The 22,205-nt window shown below is 64.6% G+C and carries 19 protein-coding genes and 1 pseudogene; 4 read left to right on the top strand and 16 right to left on the bottom strand.

Annotation, left to right across the window (positions count from 1 at the left end; genetic code table 11):
• Positions 1–78: 78 nt before the first annotated feature.
• Positions 79–696 (bottom strand): PAQR family membrane homeostasis protein TrhA, encoded by a 618-nt coding sequence (gene trhA, locus M1B34_RS12940; protein ID WP_268265334.1) that lies wholly within the window; start codon positions 694–696, stop codon positions 79–81.
• 150 nt (positions 697–846) lie between these two features.
• Here trhA and M1B34_RS12935 point away from each other — a divergent pair, with 150 nt between their 5' ends.
• A complete protein-coding gene (locus M1B34_RS12935; protein ID WP_123327602.1) occupies positions 847–1,767 on the top strand; it encodes a LysR family transcriptional regulator in 921 nt (306 codons plus the stop codon).
• A 65-nt stretch (positions 1,768–1,832) separates the two neighbouring features.
• Here M1B34_RS12935 and madM read toward each other — a convergent pair whose 3' ends face one another.
• The 9 genes from madM to mdcA all read right to left on the bottom strand — a co-directional run bounded on the left by madM (position 1,833) and on the right by mdcA (position 9,132).
• Entirely contained in the window at positions 1,833–2,597 is a 765-nt protein-coding gene (gene madM / locus M1B34_RS12930; RefSeq protein WP_123327603.1) for a malonate transporter subunit MadM, read from the bottom strand.
• Position 2,598: 1 nt separating this feature from the next.
• Positions 2,599–3,015, bottom strand: coding sequence for a malonate transporter subunit MadL (madL, locus tag M1B34_RS12925; RefSeq protein ID WP_123327604.1), 417 nt, complete (start codon positions 3,013–3,015; stop codon positions 2,599–2,601).
• Between the two features lie 67 nt (positions 3,016–3,082).
• Complete coding sequence (gene mdcH, locus M1B34_RS12920; RefSeq protein WP_268265333.1) at positions 3,083–4,018, bottom strand: malonate decarboxylase subunit epsilon; 936 nt, start codon at positions 4,016–4,018, stop codon at positions 3,083–3,085.
• The gene (locus M1B34_RS12915) at positions 4,015–4,641 is read right to left on the bottom strand and encodes a malonate decarboxylase holo-ACP synthase (RefSeq protein WP_425273512.1); all 627 of its coding nucleotides are present in this window, start codon (positions 4,639–4,641) and stop codon (positions 4,015–4,017) included. Before M1B34_RS12915 ends, mdcH begins: the two co-directional genes overlap by 4 nt.
• A complete protein-coding gene (mdcE, locus tag M1B34_RS12910; RefSeq protein ID WP_268262736.1) occupies positions 4,638–5,441 on the bottom strand; it encodes a biotin-independent malonate decarboxylase subunit gamma in 804 nt (267 codons plus the stop codon). Before mdcE ends, M1B34_RS12915 begins: the two co-directional genes overlap by 4 nt.
• A complete protein-coding gene (locus tag M1B34_RS12905; RefSeq protein ID WP_123327608.1) occupies positions 5,438–6,289 on the bottom strand; it encodes a biotin-independent malonate decarboxylase subunit beta in 852 nt (283 codons plus the stop codon). Before M1B34_RS12905 ends, mdcE begins: the two co-directional genes overlap by 4 nt.
• The gene (locus M1B34_RS12900; RefSeq protein WP_047289704.1) at positions 6,282–6,581 is read right to left on the bottom strand and encodes a malonate decarboxylase subunit delta; all 300 of its coding nucleotides are present in this window, start codon (positions 6,579–6,581) and stop codon (positions 6,282–6,284) included. The genes M1B34_RS12905 and M1B34_RS12900 overlap by 8 nt, the downstream gene beginning before the upstream one ends.
• Positions 6,581–7,456, bottom strand: a complete 876-nt coding sequence (locus tag M1B34_RS12895) for a triphosphoribosyl-dephospho-CoA synthase (protein WP_268265331.1) — start codon at positions 7,454–7,456, stop codon at positions 6,581–6,583. Before M1B34_RS12895 ends, M1B34_RS12900 begins: the two co-directional genes overlap by 1 nt.
• Positions 7,456–9,132 (bottom strand): malonate decarboxylase subunit alpha, encoded by a 1,677-nt coding sequence (mdcA, locus tag M1B34_RS12890; protein ID WP_123327610.1) that lies wholly within the window; start codon positions 9,130–9,132, stop codon positions 7,456–7,458. Before mdcA ends, M1B34_RS12895 begins: the two co-directional genes overlap by 1 nt.
• Positions 9,133–9,365: 233 nt before the next feature.
• On the opposite strand from mdcA, the gene M1B34_RS12885 reads away from it, so the two are divergent.
• Positions 9,366–9,938 (top strand): NADAR family protein, encoded by a 573-nt coding sequence (locus tag M1B34_RS12885; protein ID WP_268265330.1) that lies wholly within the window; start codon positions 9,366–9,368, stop codon positions 9,936–9,938.
• 13 nt (positions 9,939–9,951) lie between these two features.
• On the opposite strand, the gene M1B34_RS12880 is transcribed toward M1B34_RS12885, so the two are convergent.
• The 6 genes from M1B34_RS12880 to pilG all read right to left on the bottom strand — a co-directional run bounded on the left by M1B34_RS12880 (position 9,952) and on the right by pilG (position 19,860).
• Positions 9,952–10,410, bottom strand: a complete 459-nt coding sequence (locus M1B34_RS12880) for a chemotaxis protein CheW (RefSeq protein ID WP_123327612.1) — start codon at positions 10,408–10,410, stop codon at positions 9,952–9,954.
• Entirely contained in the window at positions 10,403–16,318 is a 5,916-nt protein-coding gene (locus M1B34_RS12875; protein ID WP_268265329.1) for an Hpt domain-containing protein, read from the bottom strand. The genes M1B34_RS12880 and M1B34_RS12875 overlap by 8 nt, the downstream gene beginning before the upstream one ends.
• 27 nt (positions 16,319–16,345) lie before the next feature.
• On the bottom strand, positions 16,346–18,409 hold the full coding sequence (locus M1B34_RS12870; RefSeq protein WP_123327614.1) for a methyl-accepting chemotaxis protein: 2,064 nt from the start codon (positions 18,407–18,409) through the stop codon (positions 16,346–16,348).
• Positions 18,410–18,482: 73 nt separating this feature from the next.
• A complete protein-coding gene (locus tag M1B34_RS12865) occupies positions 18,483–19,022 on the bottom strand; it encodes a chemotaxis protein CheW (protein ID WP_123327615.1) in 540 nt (179 codons plus the stop codon).
• A gap of 11 nt (positions 19,023–19,033) precedes the next feature.
• A complete protein-coding gene (gene pilH, locus M1B34_RS12860; RefSeq protein ID WP_123327616.1) occupies positions 19,034–19,399 on the bottom strand; it encodes a twitching motility response regulator PilH in 366 nt (121 codons plus the stop codon).
• 56 nt (positions 19,400–19,455) lie between these two features.
• Positions 19,456–19,860, bottom strand: a complete 405-nt coding sequence (gene pilG / locus M1B34_RS12855) for a twitching motility response regulator PilG (RefSeq protein WP_123327617.1) — start codon at positions 19,858–19,860, stop codon at positions 19,456–19,458.
• Between the two features lie 121 nt (positions 19,861–19,981).
• On the opposite strand from pilG, the pseudogene gshB reads away from it, so the two are divergent.
• Positions 19,982–21,069: pseudogene (gshB, locus tag M1B34_RS12850) on the top strand (glutathione synthase).
• Between the two features lie 130 nt (positions 21,070–21,199).
• Complete coding sequence (locus M1B34_RS12845; protein ID WP_123327619.1) at positions 21,200–22,099, top strand: energy transducer TonB; 900 nt, start codon at positions 21,200–21,202, stop codon at positions 22,097–22,099.
• Positions 22,100–22,205: the final 106 nt, after the last annotated feature.

Genomic DNA, 22,205 nt, shown 5'->3' with positions numbered 1-22,205 from the left:
AAAAAAAGCGTCGCCTCGTAGGAGCTGGCTTGCCAGCGATGGCGTCCACCCGCCCGGCGCACGGCTCAAAACCGGCCCCTACAGGACGTAGAACAGGATCGCCACGAAGTGCAGCAGGCTGCCGGCGATCACGAACAGGTGCCAGATGCCGTGGGCGTGGCGCAGGCGGCTGTCGAGGGCAAAGAAGATGATGCCCACGGTATAGAACACCCCGCCCGAGGCCAGCCAGGCAAACCCCGTCGACCCCAGGGCCGCCAGCAGCGGCTTGACCGCCACCAGCACGATCCAGCCCATGACCGCGTAGATCACGATGGAAAGGATCCGCGCCTCGGAGCGCGGCTTGATCTCCTGGAGGATGCCGATCAGCGCCAACCCCCAGACAATCCCGAACAGGGTCCAGCCCCAGGGACCGCGCAAGGTCACCAGGCAGAACGGCGTGTAGCTGCCGGCAATCAGCAGGTATATCGAAAAGTGATCGACCTTTTGCATGATCTCTTTTCTGCGCCCGCGCACGCTGTGGTAGACCGTGGACGCGCTGTACAGCACCAGCAAGGTGAAGGCATAGATCGCCACGCTGACGATCTTCCAGGGGCTGCCGTCCAGGCTGGCCAAGACCAGCATCCAGACGCCCCCGACAAACGCCGCAATTGCCCCCACCAAGTGGGTCCAGGCGTTGAATCGTTCCCCGTAATACATCTGTCGCTCACTCATGAAAAGTTACAGGCGCAAGGCTCGGGCCTGCAGCGCCAAAGCGCAATCGTTGCAGCGCGCCCACGGAACAAAAAACCTGCGGCCAAGCCCTGACTCGTCGGGCACAATCAGACTCTTAGAACAAGAGTGGCCACCATGCTGATCGACGAAGAGTTGACCCTGAAAAAGCTCGAAGTATTCCTGGCGTTCATGCGTACCGGCAACCTGGCCCGTGCCGCGGCGGAATTACAGACCAGCAATGTCAGCGTGCATAGGGCCATCCATTCCCTGGAAAGTGCCCTGCGCTGCCCACTTTTCAAACACGAGGGTCGCAACCTGACGCCGTTGGAAAGCGCCTTTGTCCTGGAAGAGCGGGCGCAGAAGCTGATTGCCGACGTGGTCGAAAGCGTGCGCCTGACCCGCGAAGCTGCCGGGTTTTCAGCCGAGCGTTTCAAGCTCGGTTCCCTGTATTCACTGACGGTGAAAACCGTCCCACAGCTGATCATGGGCCTCAAGCTGCGGCGCAGCGAGCTGAATATCGACCTGATCCTGGGCTCCAATATCGACCTGTTGTACAAGCTCAAGAACATGGAGGTGGACGCCATTCTGGTGTCCCTGGATGACAGTTTCAGCGACCCGGACTGCGAACAGATCCCGCTGTTTTCCGATGACATCTTCCTCGCCACACCGGCCGACTCGCCCTTCGCCCAACAGGCGGAAGTGGACTTGAGCGATGTGCGCGACGCCACCTTCATAACGCTGACCCAGGGGTTTGCCACCCACCAGGACGGGATCCGCGTATTCAAGCAGGCGGGCTTCGAGCCCAAGGTGGCGATGCAGGTCAACGACATCTTCACCCTGCTGAGCATGGTCAGCTCCGGGGTCGGTTATGCCTTGCTGCCGGGGAGGATTGCCGCGGTCTACGAGAACCGGGTGAAGTTGATTCCACTGCAGGCCCGCTATCGCCTGCAGCAGCAGATTGGCGTGGTGTTTCTCAAGGCCAAGGAACGAGACCCCAACCTGTTGGCGCTCCTGGCGGAATGCCGGATGTACGCCAACCGGCAAGGCGCCTCCTGACGCCTTGCCGGCTTATCTCGCGAGAGCCATTCGCCGGCAAGCCGGCTCCTAACAAGGGCCGTGGGTCAGCCCACCAGGCCGCGTACGATGAAGAACAGCAGCGATGGGCCCAGCAGGCAGCCCAGGCCGGTGTGGAAGGTGGCGGTCAGGGCACCGTAAGGCACCAGGCGCCGGTCGGTTGCCGCCAAGCCTGCGGTGACACCGCTGACTGTGCCGGCCAGGCCGCCGAAGACCATGGCCGAACGCGGGTTGTCCAGGCCCATCCAGCGCGCCGCCATCGGCGTGCCGACCATCACCAGGATCGCCTTGATCAAGCCGGTGGCAATCGACAGCGCCATAACATCGGAGGTCGCGCCAATCGCCGCGCCCGTCACCGGGCCAACGATGTAGGTCACCGCACCGGCACCAATGGTGGTCATGCTCACCGCATCGCGGTAACCGAAGACCCAGGCCATGCTCGCGCCGACAATAAATGGCAGCACCGTACCCAGCAGCAGCGCGATGGCACCGATCATCCCGGCCTTGCGCGCTTCGGTGGCTTGCACCTCGAAGGCAGTGGCGACAATTGCGAAGTCTCGCAACATGGCGCCGCCCATCAGGCCGATCCCGGAAAACAGCGCCAGGTCAGCAAGCCCCTTCTGCCCGCCAGTCACGGTGCCGCCCACCCAGGCCAGCACCAGACCGATGACGATGGCAATCGCTGAACCGTGCACCCGGCCAAACGTCAGGCGCTTGGACAGCACCACCGAGATCCACATGATCACCCCGACAAACGCGAAGGCGGTGACCAGACCGTTGTGTTCCAGGCCCTTCTCAATGAGATCCCACATATCAGCGCCCCCCTGCCGCAGCTGCACCCGGCGCTATCTCGGCGGGTTCATCGGGCAACGGTTCACCCTTGTTGGTTCGGCTGATCAAGGCAATGGTGCCACCGCAGATCACCACCGATCCCACTGCTGCCAACACGGCTACCGGACCGCCGTGCAGCGCAGTCACGACGTTTTGCTGAGCGGCCATGGCCACCACCACCGGGATGTACATGGCACCCCAGAAGCCGACACCCAGCTCACATTCCTTGCTCATGCCGCCTCGCTTGTGCATCCACAAACGCGCGAAAATCAGCAGGATCATGGCAATGCCCACTCCGCCCACATTGGACTTCACGCCCAGTAAAACGCCCAGCATGTCTCCCATGATCACCCCTGCCAGGGTACAGATCGCCAGCAGCGCCACACCGTAAATAATCATTGTTGTCATCCTCAAAGTGCATCGTCGAAGTTGTTGTTTTTGTGCTTCGTCAGCTTGAGTCGTTGCTCTATCGGTCGCGGGTTCCCTCCTCACGCAGCAGCGCTTGCAAGGTGTCCAGGCGAGCTCCGTCGACTGCCATCACGGTGCCTTGCTCGAACACCCGGCGCGCCAGCCCGGTCAACGCTGCCCCGGGCGGCAGTTCAATGTGCAACCGCACACCGCGCTCATAGGCGCTTTGCACGGTGCCGCGCCAATCCACAACGCGGCACATGTTGAAAGCCAGGTCGTCCCGCAGTTGCTCCGCCGTGCGCAGCGGCCGCGCTCGGCTGCCGCTCAAGTAACCCAGCCGGGGAACCTGCAAGGCCACGTCGGCAAACGCTGCCGCCAGAGCCTGGGCCGGTTGTTCGAGCAGCGGGCAATGGGACGGCACGCTGACGGCCAAGCGTTTGGCCACACCCACGCCACACCCCCGGGCCAACTCAGCCACCGCAGCCATGGCGGCATCGCTGCCGGCAATCACCACCTGGTTGTCGGCGTTGATATTGGCCAGGTAAACCGGGCGTTGCGGGCTATGGACTTGGGCCAGCAAGCCTTCCACCGTGGCCAGTTCCAGGCCGATCAAAGCCGTCATGCCGTAACCCTGTGGATAAGCCTGCTGCATCAACTCGCCACGCAGGCTGACCAGGCGCAGCGCATCACTGAAGCTCAAGGCCCCGGCCACCACCGCCGCCGGGTAGGCGCCGATGGACAAGCCCGCCACGTAATCTGCCGTCACATCCGCCTGCAACAAGGTGCGGGCACTGGCCACCCCGGCGATCAACAGGCACAACTGCACGGCCCGAGTGCTCGCCAGGGCCTGAGCGGAATCCAGGGCCAGGGCCTCTTCCCCCAGCACCTCGCTGGCCTGTTGCAGGCAAGCCTGGACCAGCGGGTTGTGTGGCAGGCAATGAAGCATCCCCGGCTGCTGCGCACCCTGGCCCGGAAACACCAGCACGCTACTCACGCCACGTGCTCCAGGACGTGCCACGGGTCATTCACCAAGTACGCACCACTGGCGCTTTTGAGTAGCACCCGCCCGGTGCCGGACGCCCAGTCGCGCAGGGCCACCGCCCCGGCGGGGGTTTGCAATTGCATGTCCACCGGGCAAGGCGCCGTGTCGAGAAGTGCCAGCAGTGGCTGCGCCTGCTCCCGGGACAAGGCCTGCGGCGTGCGCAAAATCAGGTCCAGATCACTGCCCTGGTGCAACGCTGCGATGCCCGAGGCCAGTTCAAAGCCGGCACTGCCACTGACGCCCCAGACCCAGCCACACGCGGCCAGGGCGTCCCGCAACTGCGACAAGGCGCGCAATGCTGGCCAGTCGTACTGGCCCTGGGACAGGCACAGCGCCTCTGGCCGCACACCTCGGGTCACCGCCGCCGCAGCCATCCAGGTTCCGTAACGCTGTTCACGGGATGGGCCACGCACGCCAACGGCAATCTGCCCGGCCTCGGCCAACGCCCGACGCACCACCACCGGTTGCCCGGCGGCCAATACTTCGCGGGCCCAGGCCGGGGCCTCGGCTGGCAGCTGTTCCGGGGTCATCCCCCACAACAGGTCATGGGGCAGCCAGGTCGTCATAGCGTTCACCACTGCTCGCGCAACAGCTGGCGCACCCGGCTGGAAGCCTGGCGGTTGCTGGCGCCCAGGCGGCTGCTCAAGTCCGCACTGCGGGCCTGGACGTCCGCCACCGCGTACGCCAGGCACTGGTTCACCCGAGTCAGATCATCCGCCGTGGGCTGCTCGATCTGGCTGACCGACAGGGTTTCCCAGAGCAGGCCCAGGCTGGCGTAGCTGTCGATGTCATAGGCCATGGGCGGCACGCTGGCGGCCAGGGCTTCCAGTTCTTCGACACTGCGCAAGGTCACTCGCGCCGCCGATACCTTGCCCATGGCATGCACCATCACCCCCGGGTCGCGCAGGGCGATCAGGCGGTTGGCCTGGTAGCCGTGGGCCAGAAAGGCACCGGACATGGCCTTGCCCACCAGCAAGCCGATGACCGGGTGCCCCGCCAGGCGAGCCCGGGCGTAGCTGTCCGCCGCTGCCGCCAGCGCCTGGTGAATACCCAGGGCTTCCTCGCGCCGGCCATAGGCCTGGCTCGGCACATCGACGATGGCGATTAAGGCCCGTTTATTGGGGCGTTCACGGTCGGCCTCGATCGCCTCATCCACCGCCTTGGCCAGGCCCCAACCTTCAAGCAAGCCCACCTCACCGTTGCGAGCACGGACAAAGCGGTTATCCGGGTCGGCCACCACGGCGATAAAGCGCGCCGGCTGCCCGTCCAGCAGGCCATCGGCGACGTTCAACGAAGCGGGCAAGCCGGACACCGGCGTCGCGCCTGCGCTCAACGCTTGAAACCAGTTCTGCCCTCGCAGGGAATAGGCACTCATGAGCGGTCTCCTTGATACAGGTCACGCACCGTCGCCGGGTCGATTTGCGGCGTGGTGTCCAGGCGGGCCAGGCGCTGCAGGAAGAGTTCGGCCTGACGGCTGCGTTGTGCGCTGGGCAAGCCCAGGGCCAGCAACTCGCTGACCTGCGCTTGGATCTGCGCCACATCGTCGGCCACATAGCGGTCCACCAGGCCGCTGGCAAAACGCTGTTCGCCGCCCGTCAGGCTCCAGATAAACGGCCGATCCCGGGAGTCGTACTCTTCAAGGCCGGCCTCCTGTTCGATCACCTGCGGGCCGTTGAGGCCCAGCCGGGCTTCCTGGGTCACCAGCAGATAACTGCACAGGCCGGCGGCAATCGACATGCCGCCAAAACAGCCAACGCTGCCGGCCACCACGCCGATCACCGGCTGGTACTGGCGCAGGTCGACAATCGCCGCATGGATATCGGCAATCGCCGCCAGGCCCAGGTTGGCTTCCTGCAGGCGCACGCCACCGGTTTCCAGCAGCAGCACGGCGCGGGTAGCAATGCCCTTGCGGTTGTCCTCGGCGGCCAGTTCCAGGGCTCCAGCGATCTTCGCACCGCCTACTTCACCCAGGCTGCCGCCCTGGAACGCGCCTTCGATGGCAGCAATCACCACCGGCAATCCGCCGATGCTGCCCTTGGCGATCACCACCCCGTCATCGGCCTGGGGCACCACGCCCTGGCGCTCCAGCCACGGCGACATGACCCGCTGGAAAGGGTCGAGCAATTCACGAAAGCTACCGGCGTCCAGCAAGGCCTTGGCCCGCTGCCGGGCGCCGAGTTCGACAAAACTGTGCTTGTGCAACAAACGGGCGCTGTCAGTCATGGCCGATCTCCTCGAAGCCTTGTTCCAGGCGCAGGCGGACCACACCGGGGGTGGCGCCAAAATCGTGGATATCAATCAACAGCGCCGGTGGCGTCTGCCCATCGAACATGCGCTCGAACAGGTGCTGCCAACGGGAGGCACTGCCGTTGACCGAGGTTTGCACCTGGATCGTCAGCTTGCCGGGCTGGCCCGGCTCCAGCAGCACTTCCAGGTCACCGGAACCGACACAACCGACCAGGGCGCGACCGCGTCCTGGCTGACCGGCGGGGAATTCAAAAGATAGGGTTTCCATCACATCGCTCCCTGGAGAGTGGCGTCGCCGTGCTCGATCCGGTCGAGCAGCAGGCAGGCCGCGAGCAAGTCCGCCGCCCCACCGGGCGAGGCCTTCAAGCTCAATAACTGTTGGTCCAGCTCATGCAGACGGCGGCGCCCGGCGAGGCTGGCGCTGCCACCGGCTTCCAGCACCGCGCTGGCACCTTGTTGCATGGCCAGCAGGCCGCCCTCGCCGGCGCGGTACAGCACGCAGGTGTCGGCCAGCCGGGTCATGATCGCCAGCAGGGCGTCCAGGCGGGCGTTCTGCTCGCCGTGTCCCTGGCGGCGGCTTTGCTTGAGCTGGGGCAAGCCGCGCTGCAGCACCGCGGGAAAGCCCAATTGGGCCTCTTCCCGAGCACCACGAGCACCGTAGCGCAGGGCCACCTGGGCCCCGTGGCTCAGGGGTTGTGGGGCAAATCGATCGTTCAGCAGTGCCAGCCGCGCGGCCCGCAACGCCACGCTGCCAGCCGCGGTGGATTGCGGCTCCAGGGCGGCGGCGGCCACCAACAGGCCCAGGGCCCAGATCGCGCCGCGATGGGTATTCACCCCGGATGTGGTGTTGAGCATGGCTTGCTCGCCGTCGCGGCCAATGCGGCCCACGGCTTCGCGCAGTGGCAAGCCGACTTCGCCGAACGCAATGGCGGCTTCGGCCATTTCCTTGAACGCCGGCCACAGGGACAAGGCCGACGCATGCATCAAGCCCAGGTGCAGGTCGCTGTGGGCGCCATTGCCGCGACGGTCCACCAGGGCTGGCTTGGGCGACAGGTCCGCCTCGTCGATCAGCGCGTCCACCGCCAGGTCCGCCAGGCGCTCGGCCAGGCTCAGGGGTTGGGTGTGCAGGTTGAATGCGTGCATTACCAACTCCTGAATTTGGCGGGCGGGTTGTACAGGCCACCCGACCACTCCACCAGATCGGCGACGCTTTTCGCTGCCAACAGCTCGCGGCTGGCGTCGGTACGACGGATGCCGAGGTCTTCGGGCAAGGCGATCAGCCCTTCACGGCGCATGCGCGCGGTGTCTTTGGGGTTGTGGCGCAAGCCGATGGCGGTCACCCCGGCCACGGCGGCGATCATCGCCTGGCGTTCCTCCAGGGAGCGGGCCTTGTACAGGTAGGCGATGCCTTCTTCGGTCAGCAGGTGGGTGACGTCGTCGCCGTAGATCATGATCGGCGCCAGGGGCATGCCGCTCTTGCGCGCCACTTCCACTGCGTCGAGGGTTTCGACAAAGGTCGGCTTGCCGCCTTCCTGGAAGGTTTCGACCATCTGCACCACCAGCTTTTTGCCCCGTTCGAGCATGGCCTGGGGCGCATCGCTCTGGTCGACGCGCATGTCCAGCCAGGCCGGGGTGCCGTGGCGCCGGCCACGGGGGTCGTGGCCCATGTTCGGCGCACCGCCGAAACCGGCCAGGCGCCCACGGGTCACGGTGGAGGAATGGCCATCGCCATCGACCTGCAAGGTGGCGCCGATAAACAGGTCCACCGCGTATTGCCCGGCCAGTTGGCAGAACATCCGGTTGGAACGCAGCGAACCGTCGCGGCCGGTAAAGAACACATCCGGGCGCGCGGCGATGTAGTTCTCCATGCCCAGCTCGGTGCCGAAGCAGTGCACGCTCTCCACCCAGCCGCTTTCGATGGCCGGGATCAGGGTCGGGTGCGGGTTGAGGGTCCAGTTGCGGCAGATTTTGCCCTTGAGGCCCAGGGACTCGCCGTAGGTCGGCAGGATCAGCTCGATGGCGGCGGTGTTGAAACCGATGCCGTGGTTCAACGACTGGACATTGTGTTTCTCGTAGATGCCACGAATCGCCATCATCGCCATCAGCACGTGCACCGGTTTGATGTGGCGCGGATCACGGGTGAACAGCGGCTCGATGTAGAACGGTTTGTCGGCCACCACCACGAAATCCACCCAGGACGCAGGGATGTCGACCCGGGGCAAATCCGTGACGTCATCCACCAACTGGTTGACCTGGACGATGACGATGCCGTCGCTGAAGGCCGCCGGCTCGATCAGCGCCGGGGTGTCCTCGGTGCTCGGGCCGGTGTAGATATTGCCGGCACGGTCGGCCATGAAACCGGCGGACAGCACTACGTTGGGAATCAGGTCCACCACCAGCCGCGCATAGAGTTCGATGTAGGTGTGGATAGCACCGATTTCCAGCAGGCCGTCTTCCAGCAACTGGCTGATGCGCAGGCTCTGGGTGCCGGCAAAGGAGAAGTCGAGCTTGCGGGCAATGCCGCGCTCAAACAGGTCCAGGTGCTCGGAACGTCCGACGCTGGGCATGATCATGTGCAGATCGTGGAGCTTGGCCGGGTCAGCCTTGGCCAGGGAGCGGGAAAGAAAGTCCGCCTGCTTCTGGTTGTTACCCTCCAGCACCACACGGTCGCCGGGCAGAATCAACGCTTCCAGCGCCGCGACGATCTTGTCGGTGGGCAGCACTACACCGTCGGCGAGGGCTCGCACTTGCTCGAGGCGCCGCTGCTTTTCGCTGCGCCGCCGCGTCCAGCGCGAGTCGGGGGATATTGTTGTTGTCATGCTCACTCCACGGGTTCGCTGTCGTGGAAGCCACCTTAGGAGGCAAAACCCGGAGCATCAATCAAGCCCAGTGGCGGATTGTTACGCTCAGGGTAATGGTTGAAAAATGCTTTCCGTGCCAGCCGCCACCCGCTGCCAGCGCCACGGATGTTGGAGTACTCTGCGAACCCACGGCAGGCACGTCCCTGGACGACCCGGCCAATGAAGGCCAGCCCTGAGATGACGAGTGTTTTATGAAACAGCCCCCCTTCCCGCCTATCCGCTCGGTCGAGCAGTTGCTGCAACAACTGCAGCAAGGCTTGAAAGCCGAGTACCTGATGTTCTGGGCTCACCAGGCACCCCGTGACGGTCGCGTCACCCAAAGCTGCTTCAGCCAGTGGTACGCCGCCGGTTTCACCCTCGACGGTATCGATTACCCCAGCGCCGAGCACTTCATGATGGCCGGCAAGGCCCTGCTGTTCGACGACCAGCCCACCCATGCCCGCATCCTCAAGGCCGTCACCCCCGCCGACGTCAAACAGCTGGGGCGCGAGGTACGCGGGTTCGATGACGCACGCTGGAACGCGGCGCGTTTCGAGATCGTGGTGCAGGGCAATCTGGCCAAGTTCAGCCAGCACCCGGCCCTGGCCGACTACCTGTTGGCCACGGGGGACAAGGTGCTGGTAGAGGCCAGCCCTGTGGACCGGGTATGGGGCATTGGCCTGGCGGCCGATGATAAAAAAGCCACCCAGCCCGAGCGCTGGCGCGGCCTAAACCTGTTGGGCTTTGTATTGATGGAAGTGCGCGACAGGTTGCGCAACGCCTGAGGCGCCGGCGGGGCTAGAGCACCAGCCCCGACTCCAGCAACAAGGCTTCCAGTCCCAACAAGTCCGGGACCTTGGCCACTTGTTCGGCCACTTGCACTGCGGCCTTTTCCAGCCGACACAAGGGCACATCGACGTAGCTCAATTGGCTGTCGAGCTTGTGCGATCGTGGAATGCCCTGCACCAGCAAGGCCATGAACTTCAGATCTGCCCGGCCGCCCAGGGCATTGAGCACGACGATCCGTGCCCGCTCGCCGATCACCGTCTTGGCACCGCAGGCCGACTCGAAGCTGAGCAATGGAATCTGCCGGTCACGCCAGCGCACCCGCCCCAGGTACCAGGGCGGCGAATCCAGGTCGAAGGCGCCGGCCTGATAGTCGATCAACTCGGCCACCGCGACGTTGGGCAGGATCAGCGTGCGATCGGCCAGGGGCAGCAGCAGGCCGGTGAGGCTGCTGGAGCGATGGTCAAGCATGGGGTTTGCTCCACTGGGCAATGCTTTCCAGCAGCACCGACTCTTGGTAGGGCTTGCCGAGGTAGTCGTTGACGCCGATGGCCATGGCCCGGTCGCGGTGCTTCTGGCCGGTGCGCGAGGTGATCATAATGATCGGCAGGTGCTGCAGGCGCGGGTCGTTGCGCACCTGGATCGCCACCTCGAAACCATCCATACGCGGCATCTCGATGTCCAGCAGCATCAGGTCCGGCAGGTGCTCCTCCAGCAACAACATGGCATCCACACCGTCCTTGGCGGTCAGCACATTCATGCCGTGGCGCTCCAGCAAACGGCTGGTGACCTTGCGCACCGTGACCGAGTCGTCGACCACCAGCACCAACAGCGGCCGCTGCGGCTCGACCTCGGCCACTGGCTCATCGCCGGCCAATGGGCGCGAGGGCAGGACGCGAGTCTGCATCATGCGGATATGCGCCAGCAGGTCGAGGATCAGCACCACCCGGCCATCGCCGAGGATGGTCGCCCCGGACAGACCCTGGACCGCGGCGAACTGCGGCCCCAGGCCCTTGACCACAATTTCCCGGGTGCCGGCCATGGCATCCACCTGCACGGCGATCAGGTGCTCGTTGTAATGCACCAGCAGCACCGGCAGCGGCATGAACTGCCCCAGCAGCTTGGGTCGACCGACGGTGTGCAACAGCTCGCCGAGGTAGCAGAGTTCGTAACGTTGCCCGGCGTATTCGTAGCGCGGCGGGTCCTGTTGGTAGTAGTTGTCCAGCTCGGCCGGCAACACCCGGACAATGCCTTCGATGGTGTTCAGCGGGATCGCGTATTGCTCGTCGCCGCACTGCACCATCAACGCCCGGTTGACCGACACACTGAACGGCAAGCGAATACGGAAATGCACGCCTTCCCCCGGGCTGGAGTCGATGCTCATGGAGCCGCCCAACTGGCGCACTTCTTCATGGACCACGTCCATGCCCACCCCGCGCCCGGAAATCTGGGTGATCTTCTCGGCGGTGGAAAACCCCGGCTGCATGATGAATTGCAGCACGTCGCGGTCACTGACATCGGCCGCCGGGTCCAGCAGGCCACGCTTGATGGCCTTGGCGCGCACCGCTTCCAAAGGCACACCGGCACCGTCGTCGCGCATGTCGAAGACGATGTCACCGCCTTCGTGGGCCAGGTCCAGGGTGATGCGGCCCTGGGCCGGCTTGCCGGCGGCGAGTCGCACGTCAGCGGCTTCCAGGCCGTGGTCGACGGCGTTGCGCAGCATGTGCTCCAGGGGCGCGACCATACGCTCCAGGACGTTGCGGTCCATCTCGCCTTCGGCATTGCCGACCACGAACTCCACTTCCTTGCCCAGCTCCTCGGCGACCTGCCGCACGATGCGCTTGAGCCGCGGCAACATGCGCTCGAACGGCACCATGCGCGTGCGCATCAGGCCTTCCTGCAATTCGGTGTTGATCCGCCCCTGTTGCTGCAACAGGTTCTCGGCGTCGTGGTTGCGCCGGTCCAGGGTTTCCTTGAGGTCCAGCAGGTCCGAGGCGGACTCGAACAACGCCCGGGACAGCTGTTGCAACTGGGAATGACGGTCCATTTCCAGGGGGTCGAACTCTTCATAGCCCAGGCGCTCGGCCTCCACCTGCTGGCGACTGAGAATGCGCCCCTGGGTTTCAGTGTCCAGGCGCCGCAGTTGGTCGCGCATGCGCTCGATGGTGGTTTCCATCTCACTCAGGGCCACCCGGGCATCGTTGACCTGTTGCTCGATACGACCACGGAAGATCGAGGTTTCCCCAGCCAGGTTGACCAAGTCATCCAGCAGCTCGGCGGAAACCTTGACCATGTCCCCGGCCACCACCGCTTCCGGCGCGGGCGCTTCGACACGCGCGGCGGGCTTGTCCACCGGCACGGGCACCGGCAACACAGGGACCGGGGCCAAGGGATGGGTGAAGCCGCGAATCGCTTCGATCAGTTTCTGCGCTGGCTGGATCGGCTCGCCGAGACGGGCGGCATCGAGCATCTGCGCCAGGCGGTCGTGGCTTTTCTGTAATAGGCCGAACAAGGCCGGACCGGCCACCAACACCCCGGCAGAAAGGTCTTCGAAGAGAAACTCCAGCTCATGGGCCAGATCGCCGATGGGGGCGATTTCCACCATGCGCGCCCCGCCCTTGAGGGTGTGCAAGTCGCGCAGCAGGGTTTCCACTTCCTGGCGCCCTTGAGGGTCGGCCTGCCAGCGGGCCAGGGCCGCGGCGGAACTGTCGATGATGTCGAAACCTTCTTCGAGGAAGATTTCCAGCAACTCCGGGTCGTGGCCGGCGTCCGACTCAGCGGCCGAAGACTCCACCAACTCCGGAGCGCTGGCTGCTTGCTGGCGCAGGCGGCGAATGGCGTCGATCAACTCGGCGGGGTCGCTCAGGGGCTGCTGGCGCTGCAGTTGCTCCAGCAACAACCCCAGCTCGGCATGGCTGCTGTGCAGTAGTTGGGCCAGGGCCGGGCTGTGGCTGTAGCGCCGGTCCACCAAGCCTTCGTAGAGGGTTTCCAGTTCCTGGGCCAGGTCGCTGACCGGGCCGACATCGGCCATGCGCGCACCGCCCTTGAGGGTGTGCAGGTCGCGTTGCAGGGACGACAGGGGTGCCGCGTTGTCCGGGTCTGCGAGCCAGCGCTGCAGGGCCTGGCCGGCGCTTTCCAGGATATCCACCGCTTCTTCGAGGAAGATCTCGACGATTTCCTCGTCCCGCTCCTGGGTCGGCTCTTGCTGCAGTTCGGCGGTGGCCGCGCCCAGCTCGCTGATGCTCAGGGTGCGGCTGCCATCACTGCGAATCAGCCCGGTGGCGGCCGGGTCAAGGCCCTCTTCGAGCAGATCGTGCAGGGCACGAATCCGCGCCGGCCGTGGGCTGACTTCCTGGCCCGCCGCCAGCTCGTCGAGCATGTTGATCAAGGCTTCGTGGGCCGCCTGGGCTTCATGGAAGAAGCGCTCGCTGACCGCCAGGCTGCTTTCCTCCACCGCGCCGTACAGGTCGAGCAAGGCTTCGCACAGCTCATCCACCGGGTGCAGGTCCGCCAGGTGCGCGCCTTCGCCGAGGGTGGTCAGTTCGTCCAGCAAGGCACTGAGTTCCTGACGCTCGCCAGGGTGCTGCTGCCAGCGCTGCAAGAGGTTTTCGGCGTCCAGCAGGATGTCCATGCCCTGGGCCAGGAAGTTGTTGATCAACTGCGGATCACGCTTGGCCCGGCGCCCGCTATCGCTGCCATCCAGCAGGCTTTGCAGGCGCTCATCGAGCAACGCCTGGGTGCGCTGGATCAAGGACTCGGCCCCGCCGATCGGCGCCAGCGGGTCCCGCGCCAACTGACGCAAGCCCCGACGTAACAGACCTTCAGCCTCCAGCAGCAACTCCACTTCATCCAGGTCCAGGGGGATCAGGTGGGCGCGATACTCACGGGCCAGCTGGTCGAGGGGCGAGACCAGCTCGGCCATCGGCAAGACCCCGGCCATCGAAGCGCTGCCCTTGAGGGTATGCAGGGCGCGCTGCAGCTCGTCGCTGGCCTGCAACGGCACGTGTTCGGCGGCCTGGTCGAGAAAACGGTTGATGCTGTCCAGGTGGGTTTCCGCCTCGTTGCGGAAGATCTCCAGCAACTGCGGGTCCAGGACCGTCGAGTCGGTGACCGGGAGCGACACGGTGTCGGCCTTGGCCAGGGCATGGGCGCGGGCAGCCAGCAGGTCCACATCGTCGCGCTGGCGCTGGGCCTGGGCGGCAAACTCGGCGATCAGTTCCGGCAGCAATTGCACGGTGTCGTCCAGCAACTGGCGCACCTCGGGGCACGCCGCCACGCTGCGCTCCAGCAGGCGGTTGAGCAGGTTTTCCACAGCCCAGGCCAACTCCCCGAGTACCAGGGCGCGCACCATGCGGCCGCTGCCCTTGAGGGTATGGAAGGCGCGACGCAATTCGCTGAGGATGGCTTTGTCTGCGGGCGCAGCGGCCCAGCGCGGCAACTGCTCGCGCAGCACCTGCAAGACCTCCTCGGTCTCTTCGAGAAACACCTCGCGCAGTTCGTCGTCCACCGGTTCTTCGCCCGAAGGCGGCGGCAGCAGGCTGCCCGGGGTGTTCAGGGCCGGCGGGTTGAGGGCCGACAGCGGGCTGGCCAGCACCTCGGCCAGGGACTGGGCCACGTCCGGGTCGTCCAGTTCCTGCAGGTCCTGCATCACCAGGGCCTCGCTGGGGCTGAGCACATCGTCCAGTAGGGGCACTTGGGCATCGGGCACGTAACCCAGCTCCGCCAGGCCATGTTCGGCCACATCAAGGATCTTCTCCCCCGGCGCCTCATGGTCCTGGCTCAGGCGTTCCAGGTAGTACTCCAGGCTGACGATCACGTCCGCCAGGCTGTCGAGCTGCCGCTGATCGGGCCGCGTCGACTCCAGCAACAGGTGTTCACTGATGAACTGGTTGCAGGCTTCCAGCAGGCTGGCCGCGCGGCTCAGGGGAATCATCGCCAGCGCGCCGCGGACCTGAGTCAGCAACTCGGGCAGGGGTTGCAGGTGTTCGCGCTCCAGGTCGGCTTCCAGGTATTCGACGATCAGGTCCTTGGCCTGTTGCAGGCAGATGCGCGCTTCCTTGATCACCAACTGGTGGATCTGGGTCAGGTCGGTGGTGGGCAGGCGACTCTCTTCGCGGCTTTCCGGCTCGACGGTGCCGACCATGCCGGCCAGGGTCGCCTCGACATAAAGCAAGGCGCCGGCGACGTCCATCAGCACTGCGTCATTGGGTTCGCGCTGGCCCTGGGCCAGGCTCTGGACCACCGCCAACTGGTCAATGATGACTTTGCGCGGCTGCCCGAAACCCAGCACCGCCAAGGTGTCAGCGATTTGCCGCAGGGGCGGCAGCAGGCCATCGAGGTCGGCGGCGTGCTGGCGATCACTGCGCACAAACAGGTCCAGGCGTTCCTTGACCCGCACCAGGCCCTCGCACAGCGCGGCCAGCACCGAACGCATGGCATCCCGATCGGGCCCGGCCATGCGGGCACGCTCTTCATCCACCGTTGCACTGTCGGGCAAGGCATCGTCGAGCCCGTAACGTTCTTTCATGGTCAACATCTGCGCAGTGGGCTGGCGAGCCTTGGCGATATAGAACAGCAGGCTCTTGAGCAACTCATCGGGGGCGGGCTGGTTGAGCCCGGCGATGCCCTGCTCCTGCAGGCGCTTGAGTTCCTTGTCCACGTCCTTGAGCAGGCTGCGCACCGCCGGGCTGTTGGCGATGGCATCGCGGTGCATGCCGTCCACCAAGGCCGAAGCGATCTGCCACAAGGGGCTCAGGGGCGCGTCGGCAGACATGGCTTCAAGGCGTTCGAACACCCGGCCCATGTAGACCAGGCTGTTTTCATCATCCTGCTCGCGCAACAGCCCCACCATCGCGGTTTGCAGCATGTGCCGCAGCTTGCGCAGCAGGGTCGGCCACTCCGGGAGTTCCAGGGCGGCCAGGGCCTTGTCGCTGAGTGGCGGCCAATGGGGCAATTGCGGGCTGAACAGGCTGGTTTCCGAGAGCAGGCTTTCACCCCGGGCACTGCGCAGGTCGTTGAGCAGCGGCAACACCACCAGGGGCAGGTCACGCCGGGCGCTCTGCACCCGGTCCAGGTACTGGGGCAATTGGCTGGTGGCTTGCTGCAACAGGCGTATGGCTTCATCACGCTGGGCCACCCGCTGCTGTTGCAGGGCCAGGGCCAACTGTTCCATTTCCTCGGCGAGCAACGCCGCGCCGTAGAACTCGACCATTTGCAGGCTGCCGTGAACCTGATGGATGCCTTCGATGCACAAGCCAATGGCATCGACGGCCTGCGGGTCTTCAGCCAGATGCTCAAGGGCCTGGTGGGCCTGCTTCAGGGTTTCGGCAATTTCGCCTTTGACCCATTCCAGGGCCACGTAGTCGTGCCGATCAGCCATAACCACTCCCGTCATCTGCTGCCTGCGTTAGCGGTTGTCACTGGGGGCCGCCTCCTGGGTGGCCGGCAGGGTAAACCCGGACACCGAGCGCCGCAGCTGGCTGGCCATTTTCGCCAGGTTGCCGATGCTTTCGGCGGTCGCGGTGGAGCCGGAGGACGTCTGCGAGGTGATTTGCTGAATCACGTTCATGGTCAGGGAAATCTGCCCCGCCGAGGACGTCTGTTTCTGTGCGGCGTTGGAAATGCTCTGGATCAGCGCCGCCAGCGTCTTGGACACCCCTTCGATTTCTTCCAGGGCCACCCCGGCATCCTGGGCCAGGCGCGCGCCGCGCACCACTTCGGTGGTGGTCTGCTCCATGGAAATCACCGCTTCGTTGGTGTCGGTCTGGATCGCCCGCACCAGGGTCTCGATCTGCCGGGTAGCCGCCGACGAACGCTCCGCCAGGCGCTGCACCTCATCGGCAACCACGGCAAACCCGCGCCCGGCATCACCGGCCATGGACGCCTGGATCGCCGCGTTGAGGGCGAGGATGTTGGTCTGGTCGGCAATGTCGTCGATCAGGCTGACGATATCGCCGATTTCCTGGGACGACTCGCCCAGGCGCTTGATGCGCTTGGCGGTGTCCTGGATCTGTTCGCGAATGTTGTCCATACCATGGATGGTGTTGTGCACCACTTCGTTGCCCTTGTTGGCGATTTCCACCGAGCGCTCGGCCACCGCCGACGACTCGGCCGCATTGGCCGAGACCTGGTCGATGGACTGGGCCATGTCGTTGATCGCGGTGGAGGCTTCAGAAATCTGCTGGGCCTGGTGTTCCGAGGCTTCGGCCAATTGCATGGCGGTGGCCTGGGTTTCCTGCACGGCGCCGGCGACCTGACCGGCCGTGAGGTTGATGGTGGCCACCAGGTCCCGCAGTTGGTCCACGGAATAATTGATCGAGTCGGCGATGGTGCCGGTGAAGTCTTCGGTCACCGAGGCGGTCACCGTGAGGTCGCCGTCGGCCAAGTCTTCGATTTCATCCAGCAGGCGCATGATCGCGTTCTGGTTGCGCTCGTTCTTTTGCGCGGTTTCCCGTAGCTGGCGGTTGGTTTCACGCACCATCACCAGGCCGATGAGGATGATCGAGGCCAGGGCCAGCAAGCCCAGGACGTAGCCGCCGATGGTGTCCAGGCTGCGCCCGCCGGCCAGGTTCTCGAAACCGGTGGCCAGGTGCGATGCCTCATCGAGCAGGGTTTGCGACAGGCTGAAGATGTTGCTCGCCGACTCCCGAACCTGGAACAGCTCGGGGGAGGTTTCAAGGATTTCATCCACCGAGCCGGAGACAAACTCGAACAGTTCGGCGATCTCGGTCAGGCGCGCCCGGGCATCGCGGTCTTCGACCTGGCTGATCTTCAAGACCGGGTTGCCTTGCAGCATGCCGGTCAGCACCTGGCCGAAACGCGCCGCGTCACGGCCAAAGGTGTCGGCGGCCTGGACCGCGTTTTCGTCCCCGGCAAGCACGGTGTTCACCGCGCCGAGAATCCGCTCCGCCAGCAGAGACTGGCGCTGAGCCATGGCCACCTGGGCCGCCGGAGCGCCGCGCTGCAGCAGGATTTCCACGACCTTTTCGTACTCCACCTGCAACTGCGGCACGGTTTCGGCCAGGGTCGCGGCCACCTGATGCAGGGACAGCACGGTCTGTTCACTGGCCAGGATGGCGTCGGTGTTTTTCAGCAGCTTTTCCCAGTCCAACTGCACCGCGTGCATTTCCTGGCGCACGGCGGGGGGCGCGCCGGGCAGGCCGGTGGACGGGTCGCCCTTCTTCAAATAGCCCCAGCGCTGGGCGAAATCGTTGCGCGCATCCCCCAGCAACTTGAAGGCCGCAGCCTTACCGGCGGCGGCCTCGGTGGCGTTCTTGGCGATGCGCTGGGACAGCACGCGCAACTCGCCGGCGTGACCGATGTACTGCTTGTCGTAGGTGGACTGGGTATTGAGGTAGGCGAAGTTGGCGAACAGCAGCATGATGAACACGATCAGGGCGATGAACAGCACAATGATCTGCGAGCGGCTCTGCGACCCTTCCACTGCCTTGCCGTTTTTAGCTTTTATCATCTGTCAGGCCCCCGCCTGGTTCCGCCACTGCGTCACAACAATTGAGGTCAACCGAGAGGAATCGGCGCCAAGATCAAATCGCCACGTCCAGGAATCCCGGCGATTGGGCCAAGGCAAAGGGACTGAAGACCTGCCACACCTGATCGCGACTGAAGTGCCCCCGCAGGTAAGGCGCGATCTGCCGCTGCGCAGCGTCGACGTCGTGCTGTTCCAGGCTGTCCTGGGCAAAGTGCTGCAACCCCGCCACTTCATCCACCATCAAGCCGGCGAACAGCTCCTTGTACTCCACCACCAGCACCCGACGCTGCTTGCGCAGGGGCGACAGCTCATGGCCGAAGAAACCGCACAGGTCCATCAGTGGCAGCAGCCGCCCCCGCAGGTTGGCCACGCCCTTGACCCAGGGCTTCACCCCCGGCAACAGGGTGTAGCGCGGTTCATGCAGGACCTCGCTGACCTCGCCCATCGGCGCCACATACCAGTGCTCGCCCAGGCGAAAGCCGATACCACTCCAACTGTGCTGGTGGGTTTCCTGGGACGGCAGGTCGGCCGCCAGCAGGCGGCAGCGCTGATCGATCTCGAGCAGCAGCTCGAAGGCGGTTTGCGACTCGGACATGGCGTGGGCGATCAGCCGGCCAGGACGCTGTTCAGGGTCTTGATCAGGGTCTCTTCATCCACCGGTTTGGTCAGGTAGTCCTTGGCGCCCTGGCGGGTGCCCCAGACCTTGTCGGTTTCCTGGTCCTTGGTGGTGATGATGATCACCGGGATGTGGCTGGTTTCGGCGTCCTTGGTCAGTTGGCGAGTCGCCTGGAAACCGTTGAGGCCGGGCATGACGATGTCCATCAAGACAGCGTCGGGCTTTTCCTGGCGGGCCAGGGCCACGCCATCGGCACCGTTCTCGGCCTTGAGCACTTCATGACCGTGCTTTTCCAGCATGCCGGTGAGTTTGTACATTTCAGTCGGCGAGTCATCGACGATCAGAATACGAGCCATGGTCTTCCCCATACGAATAAGCGCGCGGCCCGCTGGCCGGTCGCCGATGTGCGTGTCTACTGTGGCGAAAGCGCGACGAAGTCCGGAACGTGGGCCTTGATCGCGCTCAGCAGTTCTTCCTTGCTAAAGGGCTTGGTCAAAAATTGATCAGAACCCACGATACGCCCCTTGGCCTTGTCGAACAGGCCGTCCTTGGAGGACAGCATGATCACCGGCGTGGCCTTGAACGCGCTGTTGTTCTTGATCAGGGCGCAGGTCTGATAACCATCGAGCCGGGGCATCATGATGTCGACGAAAATAATCCCGGGACGGTGGTCGGCGATCTTCGCTAGGGCCTCGAAACCGTCCACCGCGGTGATGACTTCACAGCCCACGTTCTTCAACAGGGTTTCTGCGGTGCGGCGAATCGTCTTCGAATCATCGATCACCATGACCTTCAAGGCGCTGGAATGCTGTTCCATATTCTGCTCTACCATCGCCACAGCGAATCGATATTGGTGCCGGTGCCTTGTTGCCTGACCCCAAACCCTTGTTGTTCAAGGCCTGAGCACGGCATGCGAGCCTTTTTAGCACACTCTCCCCATGCAATCTATCGGCCGACCAAGGCGGTGGTTTTTCCTTGACCGGGAACCGCACGGGCGCCACTCTGACGCCACTTTTCAAGCCTTGCGCCCCACTAAATTTTCGAGGAAACAACCCATGAGCGTTCGCGTCGGGATTGTCATGGACCCTATCGCCAGCATCTCCTATAAAAAGGACAGCTCGCTGGCCATGCTGCTGGCCGCCCAGGCTCGCGGCTGGACCCTGTTCTATATGGAGCAGCGTGACCTGTACCAGGGCGCCGGTGTGGCCCGGGCAAGATGCGCCCACTGCAAGTCTTCGCCAACCCGGAAAAATGGTTCGAACTGGACGCCGAGATCGACAGTCCCCTGAGCGACCTGGACGTGATCCTGATGCGCAAGGATCCGCCGTTCGACATGGAATTCGTCTACTCCACCTACCTGCTGGAACAGGCCGAGCGTGACGGCGTACTGGTGGTCAACAAGCCCCAGAGCCTGCGCGACTGCAATGAAAAGCTGTTCGCCACCTTGTTCCCCCAGTGCACCCCGCCCACCGTGGTCAGCCGCCGCGCCGACGTGCTGCGTGATTTCGCCGCCGAGCATGGCGATGTGATTCTCAAGCCCCTGGACGGCATGGGCGGCACCTCGATTTTCCGTCACCGCGCCGGCGACCCGAACCTCTCGGTGATCCTGGAAACCCTGACCGCCCTGGGCACCCAGCAGATCATGGGCCAGGCCTACCTGCCGGCGATCAAGGACGGCGACAAGCGCATCCTGATGATCGACGGCGAGCCTGTGGACTATTGCCTGGCGCGCATCCCGGCAGCTGGTGAAACCCGTGGCAACCTGGCCGCCGGCGGTCGCGGTGAAGCCCGCCCGCTGAGCGACAAGGACCGTTGGATCGCCGCCCAAGTCGGCCCGACTCTGCGGGAGAAGGGCCTGCTGTTCGTCGGCCTCGACGTGATCGGCGAGCACCTGACGGAAATTAACGTCACCAGCCCGACCTGCATCCGCGAAATCGACAATGCCTTCGGCACCAACATTGGCGGGCTGCTGATGGATGCCATCGAGAAGAAGCTGCAAGCCGCCAACCGCAAGCCACGAGCTTGATGTGGATCATGCACAGCTTGTCGCTTGTTGCTTGAAGCACACAGCTTGAAACCAACATTGCGTTATCATGCGCCGCCTGTGAAACCCGCGATGTTGGTTTTGTGATGCTTCCTGTGATGTCGAACCGCTGATGAGCCTCCCGTCCGATCTGCCACCCGAGCTTGCCCATAGCGGCGTGCGCGCGGCCGATCGCCTGGGGTTTACCCTGTTCCTCGCTGCGCTCGTTCACTTGGCGCTGATCCTCGGCCTGGGGTTCTCCTTCGCCGAACCCAAGCAGATCAGCAAGACCCTTGAAATCACCCTGGCCACCTTCAAGAGCGAGGTGGCGCCGAAGAAGGCTGACTTCCTGGCCCAAGAAAACCAGCAAGGCAGCGGCACCCTGGACAAAAAGGCCATTCCGAAGACCACCGAGGTCGCGCCGTTCCAGGAAAACAAGGTGAACAAGGTCACCCCGCCGCCCCCGGTGAAGCCCGAAGCCCAGGAGGCCGCACCCAAGGCCGCGGTCGCGACGACGGCGCCCAAGCCGAAAAAGACCGTCACCCAGCGTGAAGAGGTCAAGACCCAAGCGCCCGCCAAGCCCCCGACTCCAACGTTCGACAGCTCCCAGCTGTCCAGCGACATCGCCAGCCTGGAAGCCGAACTGGCCCAGGAACAGCAGTTGTACGCCAAGCGCCCGCGCATCCACCGCCTGAGCGCGGCCTCGACCATGCGCGACAAGGGCGCCTGGTACAAAGACGAGTGGCGCAAGAAGGTCGAACGCATCGGCAACCTCAATTACCCGGACGAAGCCCGGCGCAAGCAGATCTACGGCAACCTGCGGCTGATGGTCTCGATCAACCGCGACGGCTCGCTGTATGAAGTGCTGGTGCTGGAGTCGTCCGGCCAGCCATTGCTGGACCAGGCCGCCCAGCGCATCGTGCGCCTGGCCGCCCCCTTTGCCCCCTTTACCGGCGACCTGTCGGACATCGACCGCCTGGAAATCATCCGCACCTGGCGCTTCGCCCGGGGCGACAAGCTGTCCAGCAACTGATCTCCAGGACGCCATCGCACCTATATAGGAGCCGGCCTGCCGACGATGGAGCCCGCCAGGTTGGCGCAAATCCCGATCACGCCCTCCTTGGCCAACGGCACTTCAC

The organism is Pseudomonas morbosilactucae, assembly GCF_023241715.1.
Taxonomy (GTDB): domain Bacteria; phylum Pseudomonadota; class Gammaproteobacteria; order Pseudomonadales; family Pseudomonadaceae; genus Aquipseudomonas; species Aquipseudomonas morbosilactucae.
Note: the sequence above shows the minus strand (reverse complement) of the source record. Positions and strands in the feature narration are given on the sequence as shown.